Origin of the sequence: Rhizobium sp. 11_C7_N12_5 (genome assembly GCF_051811145.1) — a bacterium.
In the GTDB taxonomy this organism is placed as follows: Bacteria; Pseudomonadota; Alphaproteobacteria; order Rhizobiales; family Rhizobiaceae; genus Rhizobium; species Rhizobium lusitanum.
The window spans coordinates 843,690-866,421 of record NZ_JBPWPY010000001.1 but is presented as its reverse complement, the minus strand read 5'-3'; the positions used below and the strand labels follow the sequence as shown (position 1 = coordinate 866,421).

Here is a 22,732-nt window from a genome sequence, read left to right as displayed (position 1 = left end):
AGGAACCCGGCGATCTCTGTCGCCGGGTTTTTTCGTCTTCAACGATCGGCCGGTTGCTGAAGCTGATATTTTCGAAGCTCACTGGTCGCATGCCCGATCAGGGCGAGCAGTTCGTCGGTAGTGGCGCCATCCCGCGCCTGAACGGACATGCCCTGCACGATCGCTCCCAGAAAACGCGCAAGCGAGCGCGCATTGGTATCCGGCCGCATATCGCCCTCCGCCATGCCGCGTTCGATCCTCGTCGTGAACACATCCAGCGTCTGCAGGCGCATCGACGAGACATGATGGGCGATCGGCTCGTTCTCCTCGGCACAGTTCAGCACCGCCGTCGAGATCATGCAGCCTTTCGGATGTTCCGGCGCCGTGAAGATCTTTGCAGAATTCGTGAGGAAGCGCTCGAAAGCGCTCACCGTATCCACGTTCGCCTCAAATGGATTGCCCGGTTCAGGCCGGGGCATGCGCCGATACTGCTCGAGCGTCTCGCGATAAAGCTCTGCCTTCGAGCCGAAGGCCGCGTAGAGGCTTTGCGGCGTAATCCGCATCGCGGCTGTCAGATCCGCGATGGAGGAGCCATCGTAGCCGTGCTGCCAAAATGTATCGCGCGCAGCGGCAAGAACCGTTTCGCGATCGAAGGCAGGCGGGCGCCCGCGCTTGCGCAGTGAAGAATTTTCCGTCTCTTTTCTATTTTTCACAATGGTCACTCTAGAATTATTTCCCGATCTGGTTTATTCAGGAATGGTCATTGTGATTATAGAAGGTTTTGCCCCATGAGTCTTCCCCTGGAAAATTCCGCGCGCCCGAGCGACGGCGGCCTTGCTGAAGGCGTTGATGCCGCAATTCAAGCCGCCCTGGCGGATAAGAGGCTGGTCGGAGCGGTTGTCCTGATCGCAAAGGACGGAGAGCTGGCCTATCACCGCGCCGCCGGTCTGGCGGACCGAGAAAACGATGTGGCAATGCAGGAAGATGCGATCTTCCGCCTTGCCTCCATCACCAAGCCCATCGTCACCATTACCGCCATGCGGCTTGTCGAACAGGGCCGCATCGGGCTCGATGATCCGATCACCAAATGGCTGCCGGATTTCCGGCCCCGCCTGCCCGACGGGAGCGAGCCGGTCATTCGCATCCGGCACCTCCTCACGCACACGTCCGGGCTGGGTTACACCTTCGCCGAGGAGCAGGACGGTCCTTATCATCGTGCCGGCGTATCCGACGGTCTCGACACACCGGGCCGTTCGATTGCGGACAATCTCCAGCGCCTCGCAACCGCACCCCTTCTCTTTGCACCTGGCGAAGGCTGGCAGTATTCCCTAGCGATGGATGTGCTTGGCGGCACCATCGAAAAGGAAACCGGCGGCAATCTCGACACGGCAGTCGCGGAACTGGTCATGAGACCGCTTGGGCTTTCCGACACTGCCTTTTCGGTGCGCGACCGCAACCGCCTCGCTGCGGCCTATATGAATGCGGAGCCCGAACCGCAGCGGATGGGGGATGAGGCGATTATGCCCATACTCGATGGCACGATCCGCTTTGCGCCGGACAGAATTTTCGATCCCGGTTCCTATCAGTCCGGCGGCGCGGGCATGGTCGGTACGGCGAGCGACGTGCTCGCCATCCTCGAAACCGTGCGCAAGGGCGGTGCTCCGCTGCTGTCGACCGATACCGTGAAGGCCATGATGGCCGATCAGGCGGGTGGCCATATGCAGCCGCAGCAACCCGGCTTCGGTTTCGGCTATGGCTGGTCCGTCGTTGTCGACCCTGTCGAGGCGCAGGTCCCCTTCTCCGCAGGCACAATCAAATGGGGCGGCGTCTATGGCCATAGCTGGTTCATCGATCCTAAGAAAAAGCTGACGGCCGTGGCGCTGACCAACACGGCGCTCGAGGGTATGTGGGGCCAGTTCACCATCGATCTTCGCGACGCGATCTACGCCGCACTCTAGGCCCCAACAAAACACGAAAAGGTCGCCGGGTTTTGCATTTCATGAAAATGGACGCTGCGAAAGCATGAGCCGTTACGCTTTTGCAAACAGCCCAGATGAAGCTCAAAATACCGAATTCCGAATACAACTATTATTGGAATTTCGATGACATATTGCTAGAGATTGCAACACAATGCGCAATCCAGCCGTGTAGATCAACATCTTTTAGTCGAGACGACGCAGCCATGATTTTCTATCGCGCAACCCAGCTGATCGCAGTCAGCGCAGGACTTGTGTTCTTTGCCAACTCCGCCTTCGCGTTGGATGGTGCCGACGTCCTAAAGAAGCTTAACAATGCGATAGCCGCGCAAATAGGCGACTCGATCGAGGCCGGAAACGTCGATGTTAACGGTTCAACCGTCGTCCTAAAAAACGCGATATATACGCGAGGAAGAACCGGGTTTGCCCTCGGCGATGTCACGATGACTGGCGTGGCCGAACGGGCGGGCGGTTATACAATCGAGAAGGTGCTCATTCCCGATGTTACAACAGAGCAAAAAGACTTTAGTGCCAGGGCAGCGGGACTCAGGGTGGACGATCTCGAGATTCCCGCGAATGCGACGCTGAGCGATATCGACTCGGTATTCACTTATCACGCACATGCTGGCCCGGTGTCCTCTCTAAAAGTCGGTGAAAAGTTTTTCTCCATATCCACTGCCAATTCTGTCTCAACGAAACGTCCAGACAGAAAAGGCGTCGATTCCAGCTTCACAATCGACGGAATTGTCGCCGATCTCTCCCTTGCTCAAATGCCAGTAAGCTCTGAAGCAATTCGATATTTTGGGCTGCAAAACCTGCACGCAACATTTTCCATGAAAAGCAGCTGGGAGTTTTCGACCGGCAAGTATGATCTGACGGACTACACGATCGATCTGGAGAATATGGGGAAGCTGAATGTACAGCTCAGCTTCTCGGGCATCACCCCGGGACTCTACAACACCACGGTTGCACTTTACTCCTCCATGACCGGCGCCAAGGACGATGAGAATACCAAAAATGCTAAATACTTGCTGGCTCTCGCATTCGTTCAACAATTGACGTTGAATAGCGCGCAGATCCGTTTTGACGATGCGTCAGTCACCAACCGCGCGCTCGACTACGTGAGTCAATGGGACCATGTGACGCGTGCACAATCTGCGAACCGCTTCGCTAAAGAAATGCTGGCGTTAACAGCAGAGCTTGATATTCCCGATCTCCAAAGGATGCTTTCAGGAGCGATTATTGAATATTCCAACAATCCCGGAAGCCTGACGTTTAGCGCGACCCCCGCCCAACCCATCCCGATGTCGACGGTCATCGAAGCAGCGAGAAACGCAAAAGAGTCGATCCCAAAGATGATCGGCCTGAAGATCACATCAAACGACTAGGCTGGTCGTCGAATTAAGCACAAAAAACCCGGCGATTTCGGTCGCCGGGTTTTGCATTTCATATGGCCTGAAAGGCTCAGTCCTTCTTGACGGGCGGCACAGGACGGATGGCCAGTTCGCGCAGCTGCGTCGGCGTTGCAGCCGATGGGGCGCCCATCAAGAGATCCTGTGCCTGCTGGTTCATCGGGAACAGCGAGATCTCGCGCAGGTTCTTCGCGCCGACCAGCAGCATGACGATACGGTCGATCCCGAAGGCAGCGCCACCATGCGGAGGCGCGCCGTACTGGAAGGCGCGGTAGAGGCCGCCGAAGCGCTCCTCGACATCAGCCTGGCTGAGGCCGACCTTTTCGAAGGCGGCGACCATGGTTTCCGGTGACTGGTTACGGATCGAGCCCGAAGCGATTTCGAAGCCGTTGCAGACGGCGTCGTACTGATACGCCTTGATCGTGAGCGGATCCTGGTTCTGGAGCGCCTCAAGGCCGCCCTGTGGCATCGAGAACGGGTTGTGAGCGAAATCGATCTTCTTTTCTTCCTCGCTCCATTCGAAGAACGGGAAGTCGACGATCCAGCAAAGCTCGAAACGGTCGCGGTCGATCAGGTTCAGCTCGTCGGCGGCGCGGTTGCGGGCCTCTCCGGCGAACTTGTAGAACTTGGCGGGGTCGCCGGCGACGAAGAAGCAGGCATCGCCGTCGTCAAGGCCAAGCTGGGTGCGAATCGCATCGGTGCGTTCCTCGCCGATGTTCTTGGCGAGCGGTCCGGCGCCCTCGAGCTTTTCGCCTTCCTTGCGCCAGAAGATATAACCGAGGCCCGGCTGGCCCTGGCTCTGCGCCCAGGCGTTCATACGATCGCAGAACGCACGCGAACCACCGGTCTTGGCCGGGATGGCCCAGACTTCGACCTTCGGGTTCGATGCGATCATGTTGGCGAAGACCTTGAAGCCCGAGCCGGCGAAATGCTCGGTCACCGCTTCCATGACGATCGGGTTGCGCAGGTCCGGCTTGTCCGAGCCATACTTGCGGATGGCGACGTCATAGGGGATGCGCGGCCACTCCTTGGTGACCGGCTTGCCCTCGGCAAATTCCTCGAACACCTGGGTCATCAGCGGGCCCATTGTGTTCCAGACGTCTTCCTGCGTCACGAAGCTCATTTCGAGGTCGAGCTGATAGAACTCGCCCGGCAGACGGTCGGCGCGCGGGTCTTCGTCGCGGAAGCATGGGGCAATCTGGAAGTAACGGTCGAAACCGGCGACCATCAGCAGCTGCTTGTACTGCTGCGGCGCCTGCGGCAGCGCATAGAAGGTGCCGGGATGGATACGGCTCGGCACAAGGAAGTCGCGCGCGCCCTCCGGCGACGAGGCCGTGAGGATCGGGGTCGTGTATTCGGTAAAGCCGACGTCACCCATGTGGCGGCGCATGGAGGAGATGACCTGCGTGCGCTTGACGATGTTCTTGTGGAGCGTGTCGCGGCGCAGATCGAGGAAGCGATACTTCAGGCGCACATCTTCGGGATAGTCCGGCTCGCCGAAAACAGGCAGCGGCAATTCCTTGGCGGCGGAGAGCACTTCGATCTCCTGAGCATAGAGCTCGATCTCGCCGGTCGGCATGGTCTTGTTGACGGTGTCTTCCGTGCGCGCCTTCACCAGGCCGTCGATGCGGATGACCCATTCGCCCCGCACGGTTTCGGCGAGCTTGAAGGCCGGAGAATCGGGGTCGGCGACGACCTGGGTGATGCCGTAGTGATCGCGCAGGTCGATGAACAGCACGCCGCCATGATCTCGGACGCGATGAACCCAGCCGGAAATGCGGACAGTCGAACCGACGTCGGACTTGCGCAGGGCGGCGCATGTGTGGCTGCGATAGCGATGCATAATTATATATCCTGGACTTGGCGGGCCGCAGCGAAAGGACATGCAAGCCCCTCGCCTGCCGACGAGAAAATCGGGCGGAAAAGCGCATGGCGCGCCCGATTTGTCAAGGCTCGAACGCCGGAAGTCGACTTAAAGCTGTTTCATCCGCCGCCTATCCCGACATCCGCAAGTAGCCGCTGCGGCAGTTTGGCTAGGGCAGTGCTATTGCTGAATACCAAGGTCAACTTTAAACAGGCATCCATATCTCATCGTTCCGGAGCCCGGCATGCCGATCCTTACCCGTCGCAATCTCTTGAAAGCTTCCGCCGTGGCCGGCGCCTATGGTATCGGCATCGGTATCGCGAGCAGGTTTGCCGACAAAGCGGTGGCGGCCGAGCCGCGGGTGCTGAAGACGGCCAGGATCCAGGCCAATCTGACGGATGGCGGGGCAACCAGGGACGTCCTGACCTATGGCGACGGCGGGATGCCTCCTGTCGTGCGCATGAAAAAGGGCGAATCCTTCGCCGCCCGCCTGATCAACGGCATAGACGATCCGACCACGATCCATTGGCACGGCATCCGTCTGCCGAACAACATGGACGGCGTGCCCTTCCTCACGCAGCCCTATGTCTATACCGGCGATCATTTCGACTATGCCTTCACGCCACCCGATGCCGGCACATTCTGGTATCACCCGCACTGCAACACGCTGGAGCAGATGGGCCATGGAATGACCGGCGTGATCGTCGTCGAAAATCCAAAGGATCCGGCATTCGATTCGGAAGTGGTGCTCAATCTGCGCGATTGGCGGCTGGGCGGCGACGGCCAGTTCATCGCGCAGTTTCGCCCGCGCGATGCGGCCAAATCCGGCACTTACGGAACGGTGCGAACAGCGAACTGGCAGCAGCAGCCGCAATATGACGCTCCCTCCGGCGGCCTGGTGCGCCTGCGTGTTGCCATCACCGATGTCACGCGCATCTATTCCTTCCGCCTGGATGGTGGCGAGGCGACCGTGATCGCCATCGACGGCAATCCGGTGCCGCAGCGCTTTCCGCTGGATCTCCTGCAGCTGGGACCGGGCCAGCGGCTGGAGCTGGCCGTGCGCATGCCTGATAGCGAGGGAGCGATCGTCAAGCTGGAGGATATCAAAGGCACCGACCCGAAGGTGCTCGCGACGCTGCGCTCGGTGGGCAGCTCGTTGAAACGCGACGTCCGCGATCTGGCGCCGCTGGAAGACAATCCGGTTAAGAAGGCCGACCTCGGTTCGGCAACACACCTTCCGCTGATCCTGAGCTCCACGGCCGAGAATACGGCTGACAATAGCATCTGCGGTTCGCTCGGCTACAGTTTCTGGGCGATCAACAAGGTGCCGTGGCCGGGCGACACTCCCGATCCGACCGCCCCGCTTGCCGAGCTGAAGCTGGGCAAGAGCTATGTTATCGACATGGAGAACGTCACGCCGCATAGCCATCCCATTCATTTGCACGGGATGAGCTTCACGGTCATCTCCTCCTCGACGCGGCAGGTGCAGCCGTTCGTATCCGACACCTATCTGATCCAGCCGGACGAGAAAGTGCAGCTCGCATTCGTCGCCGACAATCCTGGCGATTGGCTGCTGCATTGCCATATCATCGAGCATCAGAAGACCGGGATGACCAGCTACGTGCGCGTGGCCTAAGGCGAGGCCGCAAACCGCTTTCGATCCGGATTGTGCGGTCGAAATGGCATCGCTCCGGATAATTTCAACCAAAAGCGAAATGCGGCAAGAGCTTTGTCCGCGAAAGTATTGACATATCCGGCTGAAAGGAGAAGGAAGTTAAGCAACTGTTTTATCGATGAATGTGTTGAGATGATCGAAACTACCGCCCAATTGGAGGCGGCCTGCCAAGAGCTGGCCAAGTCGGAATTCATTACCATCGATACGGAATTCCTGCGAGAAACGACCTTCTGGCCGGAGCTGTGTTTGATACAGATGGCGAGCCCGACGACCGAGGTACTGGTCGACCCACTGGCCAAAGGGCTGGACCTTCAGCCGTTTTTCGAGCTGATGGCAAATCCGGCTGTGCTGAAGGTTTTTCACGCCGCGCGCCAGGACATCGAAATCATCTTCCATCGCGGCAATCTCATTCCGCATCCGATCTTCGACACGCAGGTCGCCGCAATGGTTTGCGGCTTCGGCGATTCCGTCTCATACGACCAGCTCGTCAGCCGCATCAAGAACGTACATATCGACAAGTCCTCGCGCTTCACGGATTGGAGCCGGCGGCCGCTCTCGGAAAAGCAGCTCGACTACGCGCTCGCCGATGTTACCCATCTGCGCGACGTCTATCTTTCGCTCGACGAGCAGCTGAAGCGAGAAGGCCGTGCCTCCTGGCTGCAGGAGGAGATGGCAATTCTCGAGGCGCGCGAGACTTACGACCTGCACCCCGACGATGCCTGGCAGCGCCTGAAGATGCGGTTGCGCAAGCCGCAGGAACTGGCAATCCTCAAATATGTGGCGGCATGGCGCGAACGCGAGGCGCGCGCGCGCAATGTTCCTCGCGCCCGCGTGCTGAAGGATGACGCGATCTACGAAATCGCCCAGCAGCAGCCGAAGGACAGCGAAGCACTTGCCCGACTGCGCACCATCCCGAAAGGCTGGGAGCGTTCGACTGCCGGCGCGGCCGTGATCGAGGCGATCAATGAAGCCCTGGCGCTGCCGAAGTCCGACATGCCGCATCCGCCGCGCCATCAGCAGGCTCCGGAAGGCACGGCTGCCGCAGCCGAACTGCTGAAGGTTCTGTTGAAACTGATCGCCGAAAAGCACGGCGTCGCGCCGAAAGTGATCGCCAACAGCGAAGACCTCGACAAGATCGCGGCCGAAGGCGAGAACGCCGAGGTGGCTGCCCTCACCGGCTGGCGACGCGATCTCTTCGGCGAAACGGCCTTGCAGCTGATTCAAGGCCAGGTGGCCCTGCGTTTCGTCGGAAAGCGGGTTGAAACGGTCATCCTCTAGTCGCGACATTATCCTTTCCCGGCGCGCTGCGATTGCGTATGATTCGCGAACGGAGATGCTGGTTGCCACCACGATAGCGCCGCAAATCTCGTGGAATGAACGTCTGATGCAGTCATTATATTCGATGGCGCAGAAGTGTTGTCGGCGCAGTCCCGCGTCGATGACGGGCGTCTTTTTTCGGCGGAAAAGTGAATGGGTATTCTCCATTCGGTGCGCAACTGGATCCTTACATCACTGCTTGTCGCTTCGACCGGCGTTGTCTACGGCATAGTGTTTTTTCCGCAGGCGCCGATGTATATCGGTGCGATCTTTGCACTGTTCTGCGGCATGCCGCTGCTGGCCTTCGAACGCCGCATGATTCTGGCGCGGCTGAACGTATGGATGCATCGCCTGCCGACCCCCGCCTTTATCCTTTCAGCCCTCATCGTCGATTTCGCCTTGATGAGCGTCGGCTATGCCATGGCAGGCAGTATTCTGAAATTGCTCGGTCTTGTCGAAGGCTCGTGGGAAGACCTCACGCTGTTGAAAATAGACGTCTACATCTATGCCGTCATGGTAACGGCCGTCATCATTTTCGTCGGTCGCGTGCGGGAGCTGCTCGGCCGCGACGTCTTTCTCAGCCTGCTGACTGGCCGATATCGCAATCCGGTGCAGGAAGAGCGTATATTCCTTTTCATAGATCTCGTCGGATCCACCGCTTTTGCCGAGGAGCACGGCGACCTGAAAACACAAGAGTTTCTGGGCGCGGTGTTCGGCGCGCTTGCCGAACCGGTATGGCGGCACAAGGGCGCGATCGACGACTATATCGGCGACGCCGCCATCATCACCTGGCCGCTTCGCCGCGGCATCAAGAATGCCAATTGCGTGCGCTGCGTCTTCAACATCCTCAACGATATCGAAGCGAACTCGGAGACGTGGTTGAAATCCTATGGCAGGGTGCCGCGCCTGAGAGCGGCCCTGCATGGCGGCAGCATCGTCACGGCGGAAATCGGCGTCGACCATCACAAGATCGCCTATTTCGGCGACACCGTGAACATCGCCTCCCGGCTGGAGCAGCTCTGCAAGACGCTGGAGCGCCAGGTGCTGATTTCGAGCGACCTTGCCAGACGGCTGGAGCTTCCCGAGACGATCATCAAGGAAAACCTCGGGGAGCATGCCGTTCGCGGACGCGATCAGCACCTCGGCGTCATCGCGCTTCACACGCAAAGCCGGCAAGCCATCAAGACAGTCCGCGGCAGATTGTAAGAAATGCAAAGCGGCGGCTGTATGTTCGGCATCGATGCACGCCTGAGCTTCACATCCTATGGGTTGTCCACAGTCACCAAATCTTCACCTAAGCGTTAATTCGTCGACATGGCTCGCCTGTTAAGCGGGATTGTTTTCGCCAATCCTGGCCAACAAGGTGACATGATGACTCGAATTCTTTCCGCCTCAACGGCATTGTTCATTCTGCTTGCCGCTTCCGCCCATGCCGACGAAAAGCAATTTCCGGCAAAGCTTGCCGGGCAAGCCATCCTGCCCGCCAACACAATTATCGCCGCTCCGGCCGATGCACCCGACTTCCTGAAAACGTCAGGCAAATTCACGACGCCGGATCGCAAGCGCACGGACGCTCTCGGCACCGTGCCGGGCAAGGACGGCGCCCGCGTAACCGATCTGAAGCTGCCCTTCGACGGCCAGCCGATCCAGGGTTTTTCCGGCATCAAGGCCATGCCTGACGGCACCTTCTGGACGCTGTCGGACAACGGCTTCGGCTCTAAGCAGAATTCCAGCGACGCCATGCTGTTCCTGCATCAGCTCAAGTTCGACTGGGACAATGGCAAGGTCGATGTCGTCAAGAACCTGTTCCTGTCCGATCCGAACAAGAAAGCCCCCTTCCCGATCGTCCTCGAAGGCTCCGGCAAGCGCTATCTCACAGGCTCCGATTTCGATATCGAATCGATCCAGCCGGTCGCCGACGGCTTCTGGCTCGGCGATGAATTCGGTCCCTATCTGCTGAAGTTCGATACGAATGGTCAGCTGACCGACGTCTTCGCCACGACAGTCGACGGCAAGCCGGTCATGTCTCCGGACAACGCCCTGCTGCAGCTGCCGGGCAACCCGACGCAGAAGATGCCGGCCTTCAACCTGAAGCGTTCGGGCGGCTTCGAAGGCCTTGCCCTGTCGAAGGACGGCTCGAAGCTTTACGGCCTGCTGGAAGGCGCGATCTACAAGGATGACGGCCAGATGGAAAGCGTCGACGGCCACACCGCCATCCGCGTCATCGAGTTCGACGTCGCCTCGAAGGGCTGGACCGGCCGCAGCTGGCTTTATCCGTTCGCGGACAAGGGTGTGTCGATTGGCGACTTCAACATGCTCGATGAAACGACAGCCCTCGTCATCGAACGCGACAATGGCGCCGGCACGAAGGACAAGGCCTGCGCCGATCCCAAGCAGCCGAAGCCGGATTGCTTCGAGGCTCCCGCCGAGCTGAAGCGCGTCTACAAGATCGAGTTCAGCGACGCCAATGTCGGCAAGTCCGTTCGCAAGATCGGCTATATCGATCTGCTGCGCATCGAGGACCCGGATCACAAGCGTCGCCAGGGTGGCGGCGATGGCTTCTACGACATGCCCTTCGTCACCATTGAGAATGTCGATCGCGTCGATGCCACGCATATCATCATCGGCAACGACAACAACCTGCCCTTCTCGGCAGGCCGCGCGGTCGACAAGGCTGACGACAACGAGTTCAGCATTCTTGAAGTCGGTGATTTCCTGAACGCGAAGTAAGCACAATGAAACCGCCTCTCCCTGCCGTGCAGGGAGAGGCTTCAATCCCATGCAACACAAAGCTTATTCGAAGCAGAAGGCCAGGCGGCGATTGGTGAGCTTGCCGAGCTGCTGCAGGCGGCCGTCCAGCCTCTCGCCGGCAAAGTCGTGATATTCGGCCGGAACGACGAATTCGAGATCGAGATCAGGCTTTGTCGAACGGCGGAACGACAGGTTGCGGACGATACCGGGCATCGAGGCCGAGAATAGGTAGACGACGCGCAACAGGCCGCCGAGCAGCTTGGCGCGTTCGATGTAGAGCGGCGTAGCGATCGTTGCCAGCGGCTCGGTCGCACCGTCGTCGTTCAATCCCTCGAAACGATAGTAATTGGCAAGCGCGATGAAGGCGCGGCCGGCATGGGTGATGCCGACGAAGGACGTATGGGCGATGATATTCAGCGCCTGCAAGCCACGATAATCCGGATGGGCGCGCCAGCTTATATCGGCAAGCAGGCAGGCTGCCTGGCGATAGCGGCTTTCCTCGTCGGTCTCGGTGATCCCGAAGAAGGGCATCATCCGCCCGGTCCAATCGGCAAGCTCGCGGGCATGTTCCGGCGAGCGCGCGCGCAGGATAGCAAGCTCGCCGGCGGCGGTGAGCAGCGGGTCGCTGTTGCGCTCCGCCTCCGTCAGCAGCGAATAAAGATAACCTTCGCGAACCCCCTGAGCGGAGAAGGAGATGACGGACGGCTTCATGGCCGTCAGCACTTCGCGCATGGCGACAGCACCGAAGGGCAGCAGCGAACGGCGATGCTTGGACACCGCCTGAAACGCCGGATCCTTCGAATCCTTCGCTTCGACGATCTGATCCAGGAAACGCAGCATCTCATCGAGCGGCACTTCATAGCCCTGCATCATGTGCAGCGGATATTTGCGGATTTCCATGTGCAGCTTGGCGACGCTTCGCCATGTACCGCCGACCGCATAGAACGTGCGGCGCTCGCCCTTGCTCAGTAATTTCGCGGTCTTGACATGCTTGCGCGCGAAGCCGCGCGCCTTGTCGATCGAGCCACCGGCATATTCGGACAGACGCAGGCCGCCGAGCGGCAGCGTGATGCCCTTGCCGATCTCGTGGTCTTTGATGTCGATCAGCTCCAGCGAGCCACCGCCAAGATCCCCGGCAATGCCATCGGGGTGGAAGAAACCGCTGATGACGCCGAGCGCGGAGAAACGTGCCTCTTCTTCGCCCGAAAGCACGCGCACCTTGCGCTGAAGAATGGCTTCGGCCTGGTGAATGAACTGCGGACCATTGCTCGCTTCGCGCGCCGCGGCGGTCGCCAGAACATAGATGGTCGATGCACGCGCCTGATCGGAGAGCGCCTTGAAACGATGCAGGGCCGCAAGCGCCCGCGCCACGCTTTCCTCGTCCATCTTTCCGGTCAGTGCTATGCCTTTTCCCAGGCCGCAAAGCACTTTCTCGTTGAAAAGGATGGTCGGTGACCGTGAGTGGCCTTCATAGACGACAAGACGGACCGAATTCGACCCGATATCGACGACGGAGACCGGGGCAATACCGGGAAGGCGCCCCTGGGCTTCTGATTCAACCATGCAGGTCCAGTTTTATTTGTTGCGGCCCGACAACAGCCCAGCGATCAGTTTCGGCGCACTGGATTTCAAGGCTTCACCCCGGCCGGACAGGCTGGGATTGGTCATGAAATACTGCTGCGCATTGAAAGGCTCTTCTCCCTTGCGCACTTCCGTGCGCCGTGAAGTACCGTCCGGCAATATCTCGTAGCTTTGCTGATTGTCAATGATATTGCCCAGCATGATCTGCGAAAGCACCTGTTCATGCACGGTCTTGTTGGTGAGCGGCACAAGGGTTTCGACACGGCGATCGAGGTTTCTGGGCATCATGTCGGCTGAGCCGATATAGACCAGCGCCTTGTCCGACGGCAGGCCCTGACCATTGCCGAAACAGAAGATGCGGCTGTGCTCAAGGAAGCGCCCGATGATCGACTTGACGCGGATATTCTCGGAAAGACCAGGCACCTGCGGACGCAGGCAGCAGATGCCGCGCACGACAAGATCGATCTCGACGCCGGCGTTGCTGGCGCGATAAAGCGCGTCGATGATGTCGGGATCGACAAGCGAATTCATCTTCATCCAGATCGCCGCCGGGTGGCCGTTCTTGGCAAACTCGATCTCTCCCTCGATATGCTGGAGGATGCGGGTGCGAAGCGTGTAAGGCGAAACCGCGATCTTCATGTCATGTTCCGGCTCGCCGTAGCCGGTGATGAAGTTGAAGATATTCGCCATGTCATGGGCGATCTTCGGATCGCAGGTGAAGTATGACAGGTCAGTGTAGATTTTTGCGGTGACCGGATGGTAGTTGCCGGTGCCGAGATGGCAATAGGTGCGCAGCTTGCCGTCCTCGCGGCGCACGACCATCGACATCTTCGAATGGGTCTTGAGTTCGATGAAGCCGAACACGACCTGCACACCGGCGCGCTCCAGATCGCGTGCCCAGCGGATGTTTGCCTCTTCGTCGAAGCGGGCCTTGAGCTCCACAAGGGCCGTTACCGATTTGCCGAGGTCGGCGGCGTCGATCAACGCACGCACGATCGGGCTGTCGTTCGAGGTACGGTAGAGCGTCTGCTTTATCGCCAGAACGTCAGGATCGCGCGCAGCCTGGAGAAGGAACTGCACGACCACGTCGAAAGATTCGTAAGGGTGGTGGACCACCATGTCCTTTTCGCGGATGGCGGCGAAGCAATCGCCGGCGTGTTCGCGGACGCGCTCAGGAAATCGCGCATTGTAGGGCTCGAACCGCAGATCGTCGCGCGGGGCCTTGCAGATCTCGGAGAGCGTGTTGAGCGCCAGCAGGCCCGGCAGAACCGCGATGCGGTTTCCCGGCACGTTCAGCGATTCCACCACGAACTGGCGAAGCTCGAGCGGCATCTCGGAATCGGTTTCGATGCGGATCACCGAGCCGCGGCGGCGGCGCTTCAGCGCGGTTTCGAAGAAGCGCACCAGATCTTCGGCTTCTTCCTCGACTTCGATATCGCTGTCTCGGATCAGGCGGAACGTACCCGAACCCTGCACTTCGTAGCCTGGATAGAGCCGGTGGATGAAGATGTTCACCACATCTTCAAGCGTGATGTAGCGAATGACGTTGCTCGCGTCCGGCAGCCGGACGAAGCGGTCGAGCGCCGGCGGCAGGCGCAGCAGCGCCGTCATCGGCTCGCGGCCGTTCATGCTCTTCAGCTGCAGCGCGATCGAGAAGCCGAGGTTCGGAATGAACGGGAACGGATGGGCCGGATCGATGGACAAGGGCGTCAGAACCGGGAAGATCGCCTGTTCGAACTCGGTGTGGAGCCATTGCCGGTCGGCCTCGGAAAGGGCGGCGGGACGGACGATCAGGATATCTTCCTTGGCAAGATATTGCTGCAGGACGGCGAGCGAGGCCTGCTGCTCCATCTGCAGATTGTCGATCTCACGCAGGATATCATCGAGCTGCTCGGCTGGCGTTTTGCCATCCGGCGTGCGCACGAGGATTTTCTGGCGGACCTGACCCTCGAGGCCGGCGACGCGCACCATGAAGAATTCGTCGAGGTTGGCGGCGGAAATGGAGAGGAAGCGGACACGCTCGAGAAGCGGATGCGCCGTGTTCAACGTCTCCTCGAGGACGCGTCGGTTGAACTGCAGCCAGGAAAATTCGCGGTTGATGAAGCGTTCAGGGCTGCTCAGCAGCTCGTTGATCGGAGGAGTGGCCTCCGGGGTCTCTTGGCTGGCGTCCTGATGTTCCGTTAGTGCCGAGTCCATGTTCCACCTACCCTCATCTCTAACCCATGTGCCACGTATATCAGTTTGACGACGGAACTGTGACAGCTCGACGTCGGCTCAATCCGGCTGACCGGAATTGCCCAGTTCATTCAATACTTCAGCGACCAGTACTCGCGTAATCCTCGTGCCTCGCCCCAGCGCCAGCCGGTCCAGCCGGTCGACGATCAGCTGCGCGGCGCTCATGGAACGCTCCATTCGATTGACGATATAAAGGACGAGTTTATCATCGATATAAAGCTGGCGGTCGGCAAAGAGTTTTACGATGACTTGCGACAGCAATTCCTCGTCCGGCTCGCCGATCTCGACCACCGTCGCAGCCTTGAGGCGGGAGCGCAGATCGGGCAGCGTGACCGGCCAGGACATCGGCCAGAGCCGCGTCGTCATCAGCAAGCTGGTGCCGTTCTCCCTAACGCTGTTGATGACATGGAAGAGCTCGGTATCGTCGAAGCCCAGGCGATCCACATCCTCGAAAATGACCGGGCCGTTTGCGGCAGCAACGGCGGCGTCCGAGCCCGCCACGGGATGGATTGATATCGCGCCGCATCTTTCACTCCAGATACTGGCAAGATGCGATTTGCCCGAGCCGATGGGACCCGCCAGGATCACCACCGGCGACGGCCAATGCGGCCAGGAATCGACGATCTTCACCGCCGCGCTCAAGGGATCGGCGACGAGCAGGTCGTCGCGACCGCTTGCGGGGTCGTGCGTAAAGGCCAAGGGTAGCTGTTCGGCGGGTTTGCGCCTCACATCAGCATTCTTTGCGTCTGTCATGTCTAGTTGTTCTCGGGCTTTCCGGCCTTGGCTCTGCGCGCCTTGCCGGCTTCCGAGCGTCCGTAATAGAGATCGCTCTGAAGGTATCGCGAAAGGGCAAAACGAACAAGGACGCCGCAGGCGGCGGCGGCAGGAACTGCGACCAGCAGACCGACGAAGCCGAAGAGAGCGCCGAAGGCGAAAAGCGCAAACATCAGCCAGACGGGATGCAAGCCGACGCTTTCGCCCACGAGCTTCGGCTGCAGCACATTGCCCTCGAGGAATTGGCCGGTGAAGAAGACGGCGAGCGTCAGGCCGACCCAGAGATAGTCGGGCCAGAACTGGACCAGCGCCACTCCAACAGCCAGAATGAGGCCGACCAGCGAACCGACATAGGGTATGAAGCTTATCATGCCCGTGAACAGGCCGATCAAAAGGCCGAAGTTCAAGCCGACGAGCGAAAGACCGACGCCGTAATATATGCCGAGAATGATGCAGAGCGAGCCCTGCCCGCGAATGAAGCCCGCGATCGCCTGGTTGACCTCCGTTGCGATCTGACGGACGGTGGCGACGTGGTCGCGCGGTATCCAGTCATCCACCTTGGCGATCATCCGGTCCCAGTCGAGCAATATGTAGAATGCGACGACCGGCGTGACGACCAGCAGCGAGATGATGTTGACGAGGGCCTTGCCGGAGCTCCAGATCTGCGCAAACAGACCGCCGACAAAGCTCAGGCCATCGGACATTATGCTGGAGAAATTGTCCTTGATCGCGCCGAGCTGATTGCGGATCCAATCGGGCAGCACCATCGTCTGCGCCTTGGCGACGAGCTGCTGCATTTGCTGCACATAGGCCGGTATCTGCTGGATGAAATCGTTGAACTGATTGATGATGATCGGAATGACGATCGTCAGCGCCAGCGCGAAGACCAGCACGAATGAGACAAGAATGACCACCGTCGCCATCAGGCGGCTGAGGCCGATCCTTTCGAGCCGGTCGGCGACCGGATCGAGAAAATAGGCAACCGCCATGCCCGCTATGAACGGCAGCAGGATCGTGCTGAAGAGATAAAGAAAGCCGATGAAGACGACGAGCACGATCACCCAGAAAGTGAGTTGCCGCTTGAGGCTCGCCCCGCTGACTTTTTGCTCCATCGACTTCCCCGCTGTTTCCGGCCCGTCTGCCGCTTGCTTAGGACATAGGATGATGCTGCAATTATGGTCAAGCCTGCGGCCGGAAATCGGCCTGTTGCGCTGTGAAGCGGGGAAAATCGAGGGGTTGGCCGCCCTTGCGCCTTGCATAAACGCCCCTATCATGCAATGGCGACCCGATCAGAGCCCTGTCGCGACGGAAGGGCGGCCATCGGAGGCGGAAGCATGAGCCAGTCTGGAAAAAACGGTCTGACCTATAGCGACGCGGGCGTCGATATCGATGCCGGCAATCTGCTGGTCGAAAAGATCAAACCCGCCGTGCGCTCGACGCGCCGTCCCGGCGCCGACGGCGAAATCGGCGGCTTTGGAGGTCTCTTCGATCTCAAGGCCGCAGGCTTCACCGATCCGGTGCTGGTCGCCGCCAATGACGGCGTCGGCACCAAGCTGAAGATCGCCATCGATGCGAACTATCATGACACCGTCGGCATCGACCTCGTCGCCATGTGCGTGAACGACCTCGTCGTCCAGGGTGCGGAGCCGCTGTTCTTCCTCGATTACTTCGCCACCGGCAAGCTCGATCCCGATCAGGGCGCGGCGATTGTCGGCGGCATCGCGGCCGGCTGCCGCGAGGCGGGCTGCGCACTGATCGGCGGCGAGACGGCTGAGATGCCGGGCATGTATTCCGACGGTGATTACGATCTGGCGGGCTTCGCCGTCGGCGCGGCCGAGCGCGGCCAGTTGCTGCCATCGGGCGACATCGCCGAAGGCGACATCATTCTCGGCCTCGCCTCCTCGGGCGTGCATTCCAACGGCTTCTCGCTGGTGCGCAAGATCGTAGAGATTTCCGGCCTCGGCTGGGACGCGCCGGCGCCTTTCGCAGAAGGCAAGGCACTTGGCGAAGCGCTGCTGACGCCGACGCGCATCTATGTGAAGCCCTTGCTGAAAGCCATCCGCGAGACACATGCGCTCAAGGCGCTCGCCCATATCACCGGTGGCGGCTTTCCCGAAAATATCCCGCGCGTGCTGCCGAAGCATCTGGCCGCCGAAATCGATCTTGCCGCCGTCAAGGTGCCGCCGGTCTTCTCCTGGCTCGCCAAGACGGGCGGCGTCGAGGCCAAGGAAATGCTGCGCACCTTCAACTGCGGCATCGGCATGATCGTGGTCGTGGCGGCAGACAATGTTGCAGCCGTGAAGGCAGCGCTCGAAGCCGAAGGCGAGGCTGTGGTAACACTCGGCCGCATGATTGCTCGCACCGAAGACGCTGGAGGCACGGTCTACAAGGGTACGCTCGCTCTATGAACACGCCGCGCAAACGCGTCGTCGTCTTCATTTCCGGCGGCGGCTCCAACATGATGGCCCTTTTGAAGGCGACGGCGGCTCCCGACTATCCGGCTGAGATCGTCGCCGTCATCGCCGACAAGGCGGATGCCGGCGGACTGGCAAAAGCTGCCGCCGAGGGCATCGCCACCTTCGCCTTCGTCCGCAAGGATTTTACCAGCAAGGACGCCCACGAAGAGGCGATCCTCTCGCAGCTGGAAGCCTTGTCTCCCGACATCATCTGCCTTGCGGGCTACATGCGGCTGCTTTCCGGCCGCTTCATCCAGCGCTATGAAGGTCGGATCATCAATATCCACCCTTCCCTGCTGCCGCTCTTTCCCGGTCTGCACACGCATCAACGCGCCATCGACGCCGGCATGCGCGTTGCCGGCTGCACAGTGCATTTCGTCACCGAAGGCATGGACGAAGGCCCGGTGATCGGCCAGGCGGCCGTGCCGGTGTTGACCGGCGATACGGCGGACGCATTGGCTGCCCGTGTGCTGACGGTCGAACATCAGCTCTATCCGCAGTCCCTGCGGCTGCTCGCGGAAGGCAAAGTCGGGATGCAAGACGGCAAGGCCATCAGCCTTGCCAGAACAGCTGCCGCCCATGGACGGCAGGTCGTGTCACTGCTTGGGGACATGGCTTAAATAGAGCGTTATGGAGCCGAACGGCGCCTAATTCGCCCCTTCGATTTTCTCTTCAAGCCGCAATCGCCATCAGCGGATGCAGCGTGCCGTCGCTATAGACGATGCGGCCGCCGCGGAAGGTCGCGCGAATGCGATGAACCGAGCCGGGTTCGACGGCAACCAGATCGGCAAGCTGGCCGACGGCGATCTCGCCGCGATCATTAAGGCCGGCCGAACGGGCAGCATTGGCGCTTGCCATGGCAACCGCCGCCGGCAGGCCACCGCCAACAACCTCCGCAATCTTGAAGATCGCCGGCACGAAAGCGGCCGGGTGATAATCGGCGGCGATGATGCCGAGCAGGCCGGCGCGGGCAGCGTCCAGGGCGCTGAGATTGCCGGACATGGACTGACCGCGCAGCGCGTTCGGCGCACCCATCAGCGTCCAGAGGCCGCGGCGGCAAGCCTCTTCGGCGGCCGGTCCCGTTACTGGAAACTCGCTGATGGTCACGCCGAGATCGTGCATCGCCGCCACTTTCTCGGCGCTGTCGTCATCATGCGAGGCGAGCGACAGCTTGTGCTTCAGCGAAAGCTCGACCACATCGTGCAGCTTGCGTTCGATTTCCGGATCCTGGCGCTGGGCGATGCGCTTCGCCACGACTTCCTCGGCAGCCTCGCGCGACATGGCGCGACGCTCGGACATGCTGCGGATGTAGCTCTCGATATCGTTGTACTGCCCCTGCCCAGGCGTGTGGTCGGTCAGGGAGACCATGTCGATGTCGCCGTCCTTCAAAAGCCGCTCCAGGGTCAGCGCCGCGCCCAGATTGGTAATTTCATAGCGGGCATGAACGCGGTGATCGATCAGGAGGTCATTGCGCAAACTGTTGATGCCGCGGATCACAGCCGAGGTGGTTTCGAGCGAACGGACGTGACCGTAGACGCTTTCGGTCGCAAAGGAGAGCGCGGCAAATGCCGTGGTGACGCCAGCGGCGGCCAGCTTCTTGTCCAGTTCGTGAATGCCGAAATCGATCGGCATCATGGCGTTCGGCCGCGGCGCGATCTCGCGCTCAATCATATCGCAATGCAGATCGACGAAACCGGGCATCAGCAGGCGCCCGCCGCCATCGAAGGTCGCCTGCTCCACCGGCTCGGAGCGGATTTCGGCAATCACGCCATCCTCGATGCGCACGGCACCCTGGTCGACGACTTCATTGGGAAGAACGAGCGTGAAATTGCTGAGCCACATCGGCTTTCTCCTGAAACAGTGTCTATCATCTGAAAGGCACGGACACGTCCGGACGTCTTCGGCCAGCACGCCCCGGTAGTCTCGATTCGTGACACGGTGATGAAGGCGGCAGCATAGTTTTGGGCCCAGCTCCCTGACTTCGATGGACCTACTGCAGGCTCGCCCTGTTCAGGGTCGCCCATTGCAGCAGAATGACCGTCTTGGCATCGTGGATATCGCCCGCCTCGATCATTGCCATCGCATCGGACAATCGAATTTCCAACACCTCGATATCCTCATGCTCCTCGGCAAGCCCACCGCCATCGGCGACCCGATCGGACGTATCGATCACGGCGGCAAAAAAATGGATGATCTCGGTCACGGCACCCGGCGAGGTCATCGCCTTGAAGAGAAATCGGACATCGCGCACGCGAAACCCGGTCTCCTCCATGGCCTCGCGCCGGATCGCTGCCTCCGGCTCGTCGCCATCGAGCAGGCCGGCGGGCACTTCGATCATCCATGCCGGCAGGCCGGCAAGCTGCGACGGCAGACGGTATTGCCGGACGAGCACGACCGTCTCACGGGCGGGATCGTAGAGCAGGATGCAGGCGGCCGGCGTGCGGTGATAGATCTCGCGCTTCAGGCGATGCTTCTCGCCGCGCGAATCCGTGTAGTCGACATCATAGCTGCTGAGCCGGGTCCATTGATCCGCCAACGTCTTCTCGTTGACGATTTCGGCTTTCGCCTTTCCGAATTCGCTCATGCCATATCCTTGCGCAGCCATACCTTGTTATCGTGAACGGCCGCACCGCCGTAGGGCGCGACCGGATCGGCTCCGGTGAGGACGTTGATGCCCTCGCCATCGACATGGGCCTTATTCGGCCAGAGCCCCTCGGCGATCAGCACACCCGGCTTCACCTCTGTCGTCACGCGCGCATGGAGGCGGATGTCGCCTCTCGCATTGCCGATGCGGATCAGATCGCCATGGATGACATCGAGCGCCGCGGCATCGGCCGGATTGATCATCACCTCGGGGCGGCCTTCCTTCTGCCGCGACGTCTTGGTTTCCGCGAAGCTCGAATTCAGAAAGTTGCGCGACGGCGAGGTGGCGAGCCTGAACGGATGATCCGGATCGGCCACTTCGATGACATCGACCTGATCCGGGAATTCCGGCAACTCCACATGAGGACCGAGCAATCCGACTGACGCAGGCGGGCGGTTTGGGGCCGGCTGGTTGACCCAGTCCGGGCGGAACCGGAACTTGCCGTCGGGATGGCCAAAGCCGTTCAGAAAATGCGCATCCTCGAAAGCCGGCTGACGATCGAACCATTTATGCTCAAGGAAATAATCGTAATCCGGCAAGCCGCTCCTCGACAGAACCCGGTCGATCATCTCGCGGGCGGAAAAGCCGAAGCCGGGGCGATCTGCGACCCCAAGACGCTTGGCCAACTCCTCGATGACGAAGAGATTGCTGCGCACGGTCGGCGGCGGCTCGACCAGCTTCGGGCCAAGAAGAATATGATTCTGGCCGCCGGCGCGGTAGATGTCGTCATGCTCGACGAACATGGTGGCGGGAATGACGATATCGGCCATCTCGGCCGTGTCGGTCATGAACTGCTCGTGCACGGCAACGAAGAGATCGGAACGGGCAAAGCCGCGCTTCACCAGCCTTTGCTCGGGCGCGATGTTCACCGGATTGGTATTCTGGATCAGCATGGCCGTCACCGGCCCGCGATGGCGAAGCGCCACGGCATCGCCTGTCAGCGCCCGGCCGATCTGCGACTGGTCGATCATGCGGATATCCAGATCCTTCATGGACCGGCCGGTCAGCTCGCTCGCGTCCATGCGGAAGATATCGCTGTTCGAATGAAAGGCGCCGCCGCCCTCATATTGCCAGGAACCGAGAACGGTGGCGATCGAGGCGGCCGCATGCATGGCGATGGCGCCGTTGCGCTGGCGCGTGAAACCGTAACCGAGACGGAAATAGGTTTTCTTCGTCGTCCCCACCAGCTTTGCGAAGGCCTCGATCTCATCCACCGAAAGGCCGGTAATGCCAGCTGCCCAGGCCGGGGTCTTCGACTTCAGATGTTCTTCGAGGCCTGCCGGATCATCGGCATATCTGGCCATGTAGGCGCGGTCGGCATAGCCATCGCGGAAGGCGATGTGCATGACGGCGCAGGCGAGCGCCGCATCCGTGCCGGGTTTGACGATCAGCGCCACATCGGCCTGCTTCATCGTCGGATTGTCATAGATATCGACGACGACGATCTTGGCGCCGCGCTCCTTGCGGGATTTGACCGCGTGGGTCATCACATTGACCTGCGTCGCGACCGCATTCGTGCCCCAGATGACGACGCAGTCGGTGCGGCCCATCTCCCGCGGATCGGGGCCGCGCAGCACGCCCGTCGCCATGGTGAAACCGGTCCAGGCCGGATTGGTGCAGATCGAGGAAAAGAAGCCGGAATAACGTTTCGCATGGCGAAGGCGATCGATGGAATCGCGTTGGACCCAGCCCATGGTGCCGGCATAAAAATAAGGCCAGATCGCCTCGCTGCCGTCCTTGGCTTCGGCCTTGACGAAAGCCTCGGCGATCTCGTCCAGCGCATCGTCCCAGGAAATCTCCTGCCAACGCCCCTCGCCCTTGGCGCCGGCGCGGCGCAGCGGCTTCATCAGACGATCGGGATGATAGAGGCGCTCGGCATAGCGGGCGACCTTGGCGCAGATGACGCCGGCCGTGTAGGAATGATCATTGGCGCCGCGGACGCGGCCGATCCGGCCGTCGTCCGTCAGATCGATCTCCAGCGCGCAGGTTGACGGACAGTCATGCGGACAGGCCGTGTGACCAATGCGGGATTTGGCTTGAATAGGGGTCGCAATGTTCATGATGTTTC

The 22,732-nt window shown here is 60.4% G+C and carries 17 protein-coding genes; 8 read left to right on the top strand and 9 right to left on the bottom strand.

All coding sequences use genetic code 11. The features are described from left to right. Positions 1-38: 38 nt before the first annotated feature. Positions 39-701: a TetR/AcrR family transcriptional regulator gene (locus tag AB8B29_RS04190; protein ID WP_174156936.1), complete on the bottom strand. Its 663-nt coding sequence runs from the start codon at positions 699-701 to the stop codon at positions 39-41. Positions 702-767: 66 nt separating this feature from the next. On the opposite strand from AB8B29_RS04190, the gene AB8B29_RS04185 reads away from it, so the two are divergent. Continuing rightward, positions 768-1,937 (top strand): serine hydrolase domain-containing protein, encoded by a 1,170-nt coding sequence (locus AB8B29_RS04185; protein WP_047552951.1) that lies wholly within the window; start codon positions 768-770, stop codon positions 1,935-1,937. A 224-nt stretch (positions 1,938-2,161) separates the two neighbouring features. After that, complete coding sequence (locus tag AB8B29_RS04180; RefSeq protein ID WP_037194067.1) at positions 2,162-3,343, top strand: hypothetical protein; 1,182 nt, start codon at positions 2,162-2,164, stop codon at positions 3,341-3,343. A gap of 76 nt (positions 3,344-3,419) precedes the next feature. On the opposite strand, the gene aspS is transcribed toward AB8B29_RS04180, so the two are convergent. After that, positions 3,420-5,210, bottom strand: coding sequence for an aspartate--tRNA ligase (gene aspS / locus AB8B29_RS04175; RefSeq protein WP_037194065.1), 1,791 nt, complete (start codon positions 5,208-5,210; stop codon positions 3,420-3,422). 265 nt (positions 5,211-5,475) lie between these two features. On the opposite strand from aspS, the gene AB8B29_RS04170 reads away from it, so the two are divergent. From AB8B29_RS04170 to AB8B29_RS04155, 4 genes are all read left to right on the top strand, one after another. Beyond that, on the top strand, positions 5,476-6,867 hold the full coding sequence (locus AB8B29_RS04170) for a multicopper oxidase family protein (protein ID WP_037194063.1): 1,392 nt from the start codon (positions 5,476-5,478) through the stop codon (positions 6,865-6,867). Between the two features lie 171 nt (positions 6,868-7,038). Next, a complete protein-coding gene (gene rnd / locus AB8B29_RS04165) occupies positions 7,039-8,184 on the top strand; it encodes a ribonuclease D (protein ID WP_047552939.1) in 1,146 nt (381 codons plus the stop codon). A gap of 192 nt (positions 8,185-8,376) precedes the next feature. Then, positions 8,377-9,429 carry an adenylate/guanylate cyclase domain-containing protein gene (locus tag AB8B29_RS04160; RefSeq protein WP_037194059.1) on the top strand — a complete coding sequence of 351 codons (1,053 nt, stop codon included), beginning with the start codon at positions 8,377-8,379 and terminating at the stop codon, positions 9,427-9,429. 165 nt (positions 9,430-9,594) lie between these two features. Further along, entirely contained in the window at positions 9,595-10,953 is a 1,359-nt protein-coding gene (locus AB8B29_RS04155) for an esterase-like activity of phytase family protein (protein WP_113118326.1), read from the top strand. 63 nt (positions 10,954-11,016) lie between these two features. On the opposite strand, the gene ppx is transcribed toward AB8B29_RS04155, so the two are convergent. The 4 genes from ppx to AB8B29_RS04135 all read right to left on the bottom strand — a co-directional run bounded on the left by ppx (position 11,017) and on the right by AB8B29_RS04135 (position 16,676). Continuing rightward, positions 11,017-12,537 carry an exopolyphosphatase gene (gene ppx, locus AB8B29_RS04150; protein WP_037194056.1) on the bottom strand — a complete coding sequence of 507 codons (1,521 nt, stop codon included), beginning with the start codon at positions 12,535-12,537 and terminating at the stop codon, positions 11,017-11,019. A 12-nt stretch (positions 12,538-12,549) separates the two neighbouring features. After that, positions 12,550-14,751: an RNA degradosome polyphosphate kinase gene (locus AB8B29_RS04145; protein ID WP_047552932.1), complete on the bottom strand. Its 2,202-nt coding sequence runs from the start codon at positions 14,749-14,751 to the stop codon at positions 12,550-12,552. A gap of 78 nt (positions 14,752-14,829) precedes the next feature. Next, positions 14,830-15,543 carry a DnaA regulatory inactivator HdaA gene (gene hdaA, locus AB8B29_RS04140; RefSeq protein ID WP_092572793.1) on the bottom strand — a complete coding sequence of 238 codons (714 nt, stop codon included), beginning with the start codon at positions 15,541-15,543 and terminating at the stop codon, positions 14,830-14,832. Positions 15,544-15,545: 2 nt separating this feature from the next. Further along, on the bottom strand, positions 15,546-16,676 hold the full coding sequence (locus AB8B29_RS04135; protein WP_037194049.1) for an AI-2E family transporter: 1,131 nt from the start codon (positions 16,674-16,676) through the stop codon (positions 15,546-15,548). 222 nt (positions 16,677-16,898) lie between these two features. Here AB8B29_RS04135 and purM point away from each other — a divergent pair, with 222 nt between their 5' ends. Both purM and purN read left to right on the top strand, forming a co-directional pair. Then, positions 16,899-17,972 (top strand): phosphoribosylformylglycinamidine cyclo-ligase, encoded by a 1,074-nt coding sequence (purM, locus tag AB8B29_RS04130; RefSeq protein ID WP_037194047.1) that lies wholly within the window; start codon positions 16,899-16,901, stop codon positions 17,970-17,972. Next, positions 17,969-18,640 carry a phosphoribosylglycinamide formyltransferase gene (gene purN, locus AB8B29_RS04125; RefSeq protein ID WP_037194045.1) on the top strand — a complete coding sequence of 224 codons (672 nt, stop codon included), beginning with the start codon at positions 17,969-17,971 and terminating at the stop codon, positions 18,638-18,640. The genes purM and purN overlap by 4 nt, the downstream gene beginning before the upstream one ends. Before the next feature lie 52 nt (positions 18,641-18,692). On the opposite strand, the gene AB8B29_RS04120 is transcribed toward purN, so the two are convergent. The 3 genes from AB8B29_RS04120 to AB8B29_RS04110 form a co-directional block, all read right to left on the bottom strand. Further along, the gene (locus tag AB8B29_RS04120; RefSeq protein ID WP_113118303.1) at positions 18,693-19,862 is read right to left on the bottom strand and encodes an alpha-D-ribose 1-methylphosphonate 5-triphosphate diphosphatase; all 1,170 of its coding nucleotides are present in this window, start codon (positions 19,860-19,862) and stop codon (positions 18,693-18,695) included. 148 nt (positions 19,863-20,010) lie between these two features. Continuing rightward, entirely contained in the window at positions 20,011-20,604 is a 594-nt protein-coding gene (locus AB8B29_RS04115) for an NUDIX domain-containing protein (RefSeq protein ID WP_092572796.1), read from the bottom strand. Further along, complete coding sequence (locus AB8B29_RS04110) at positions 20,601-22,724, bottom strand: molybdopterin-containing oxidoreductase family protein (RefSeq protein WP_439006164.1); 2,124 nt, start codon at positions 22,722-22,724, stop codon at positions 20,601-20,603. The genes AB8B29_RS04115 and AB8B29_RS04110 overlap by 4 nt, the downstream gene beginning before the upstream one ends. Positions 22,725-22,732: the final 8 nt, after the last annotated feature.

Bases quoted from the DNA above. Each gene is read 5' to 3' on its own strand.
- ppx (WP_037194056.1), bottom strand. From the start codon at position 12,537: ATGGTTGAATCAGAAGCCCAGGGGCGCCTTCCCGGTATTGCCCCGGTC.
- AB8B29_RS04115 (WP_092572796.1), bottom strand. From the start codon at position 20,604: ATGAGCGAATTCGGAAAGGCGAAAGCCGAAATCGTCAACGAGAAGACG.
- AB8B29_RS04155 (WP_113118326.1), top strand. From the start codon at position 9,595: ATGACTCGAATTCTTTCCGCCTCAACGGCATTGTTCATTCTGCTTGCC.
- AB8B29_RS04170 (WP_037194063.1), top strand. From the start codon at position 5,476: ATGCCGATCCTTACCCGTCGCAATCTCTTGAAAGCTTCCGCCGTGGCC.
- AB8B29_RS04185 (WP_047552951.1), top strand. From the start codon at position 768: ATGAGTCTTCCCCTGGAAAATTCCGCGCGCCCGAGCGACGGCGGCCTT.
- AB8B29_RS04120 (WP_113118303.1), bottom strand. From the start codon at position 19,862: ATGTGGCTCAGCAATTTCACGCTCGTTCTTCCCAATGAAGTCGTCGAC.
- AB8B29_RS04110 (WP_439006164.1), bottom strand. From the start codon at position 22,724: ATGAACATTGCGACCCCTATTCAAGCCAAATCCCGCATTGGTCACACG.
- purN (WP_037194045.1), top strand. From the start codon at position 17,969: ATGAACACGCCGCGCAAACGCGTCGTCGTCTTCATTTCCGGCGGCGGC.
- aspS (WP_037194065.1), bottom strand. From the start codon at position 5,210: ATGCATCGCTATCGCAGCCACACATGCGCCGCCCTGCGCAAGTCCGAC.
- purM (WP_037194047.1), top strand. From the start codon at position 16,899: ATGAGCCAGTCTGGAAAAAACGGTCTGACCTATAGCGACGCGGGCGTC.
- AB8B29_RS04145 (WP_047552932.1), bottom strand. From the start codon at position 14,751: ATGGACTCGGCACTAACGGAACATCAGGACGCCAGCCAAGAGACCCCG.
- AB8B29_RS04160 (WP_037194059.1), top strand. From the start codon at position 8,377: ATGGGTATTCTCCATTCGGTGCGCAACTGGATCCTTACATCACTGCTT.
- AB8B29_RS04135 (WP_037194049.1), bottom strand. From the start codon at position 16,676: ATGGAGCAAAAAGTCAGCGGGGCGAGCCTCAAGCGGCAACTCACTTTC.
- hdaA (WP_092572793.1), bottom strand. From the start codon at position 15,543: ATGACAGACGCAAAGAATGCTGATGTGAGGCGCAAACCCGCCGAACAG.
- rnd (WP_047552939.1), top strand. From the start codon at position 7,039: ATGATCGAAACTACCGCCCAATTGGAGGCGGCCTGCCAAGAGCTGGCC.
- AB8B29_RS04180 (WP_037194067.1), top strand. From the start codon at position 2,162: ATGATTTTCTATCGCGCAACCCAGCTGATCGCAGTCAGCGCAGGACTT.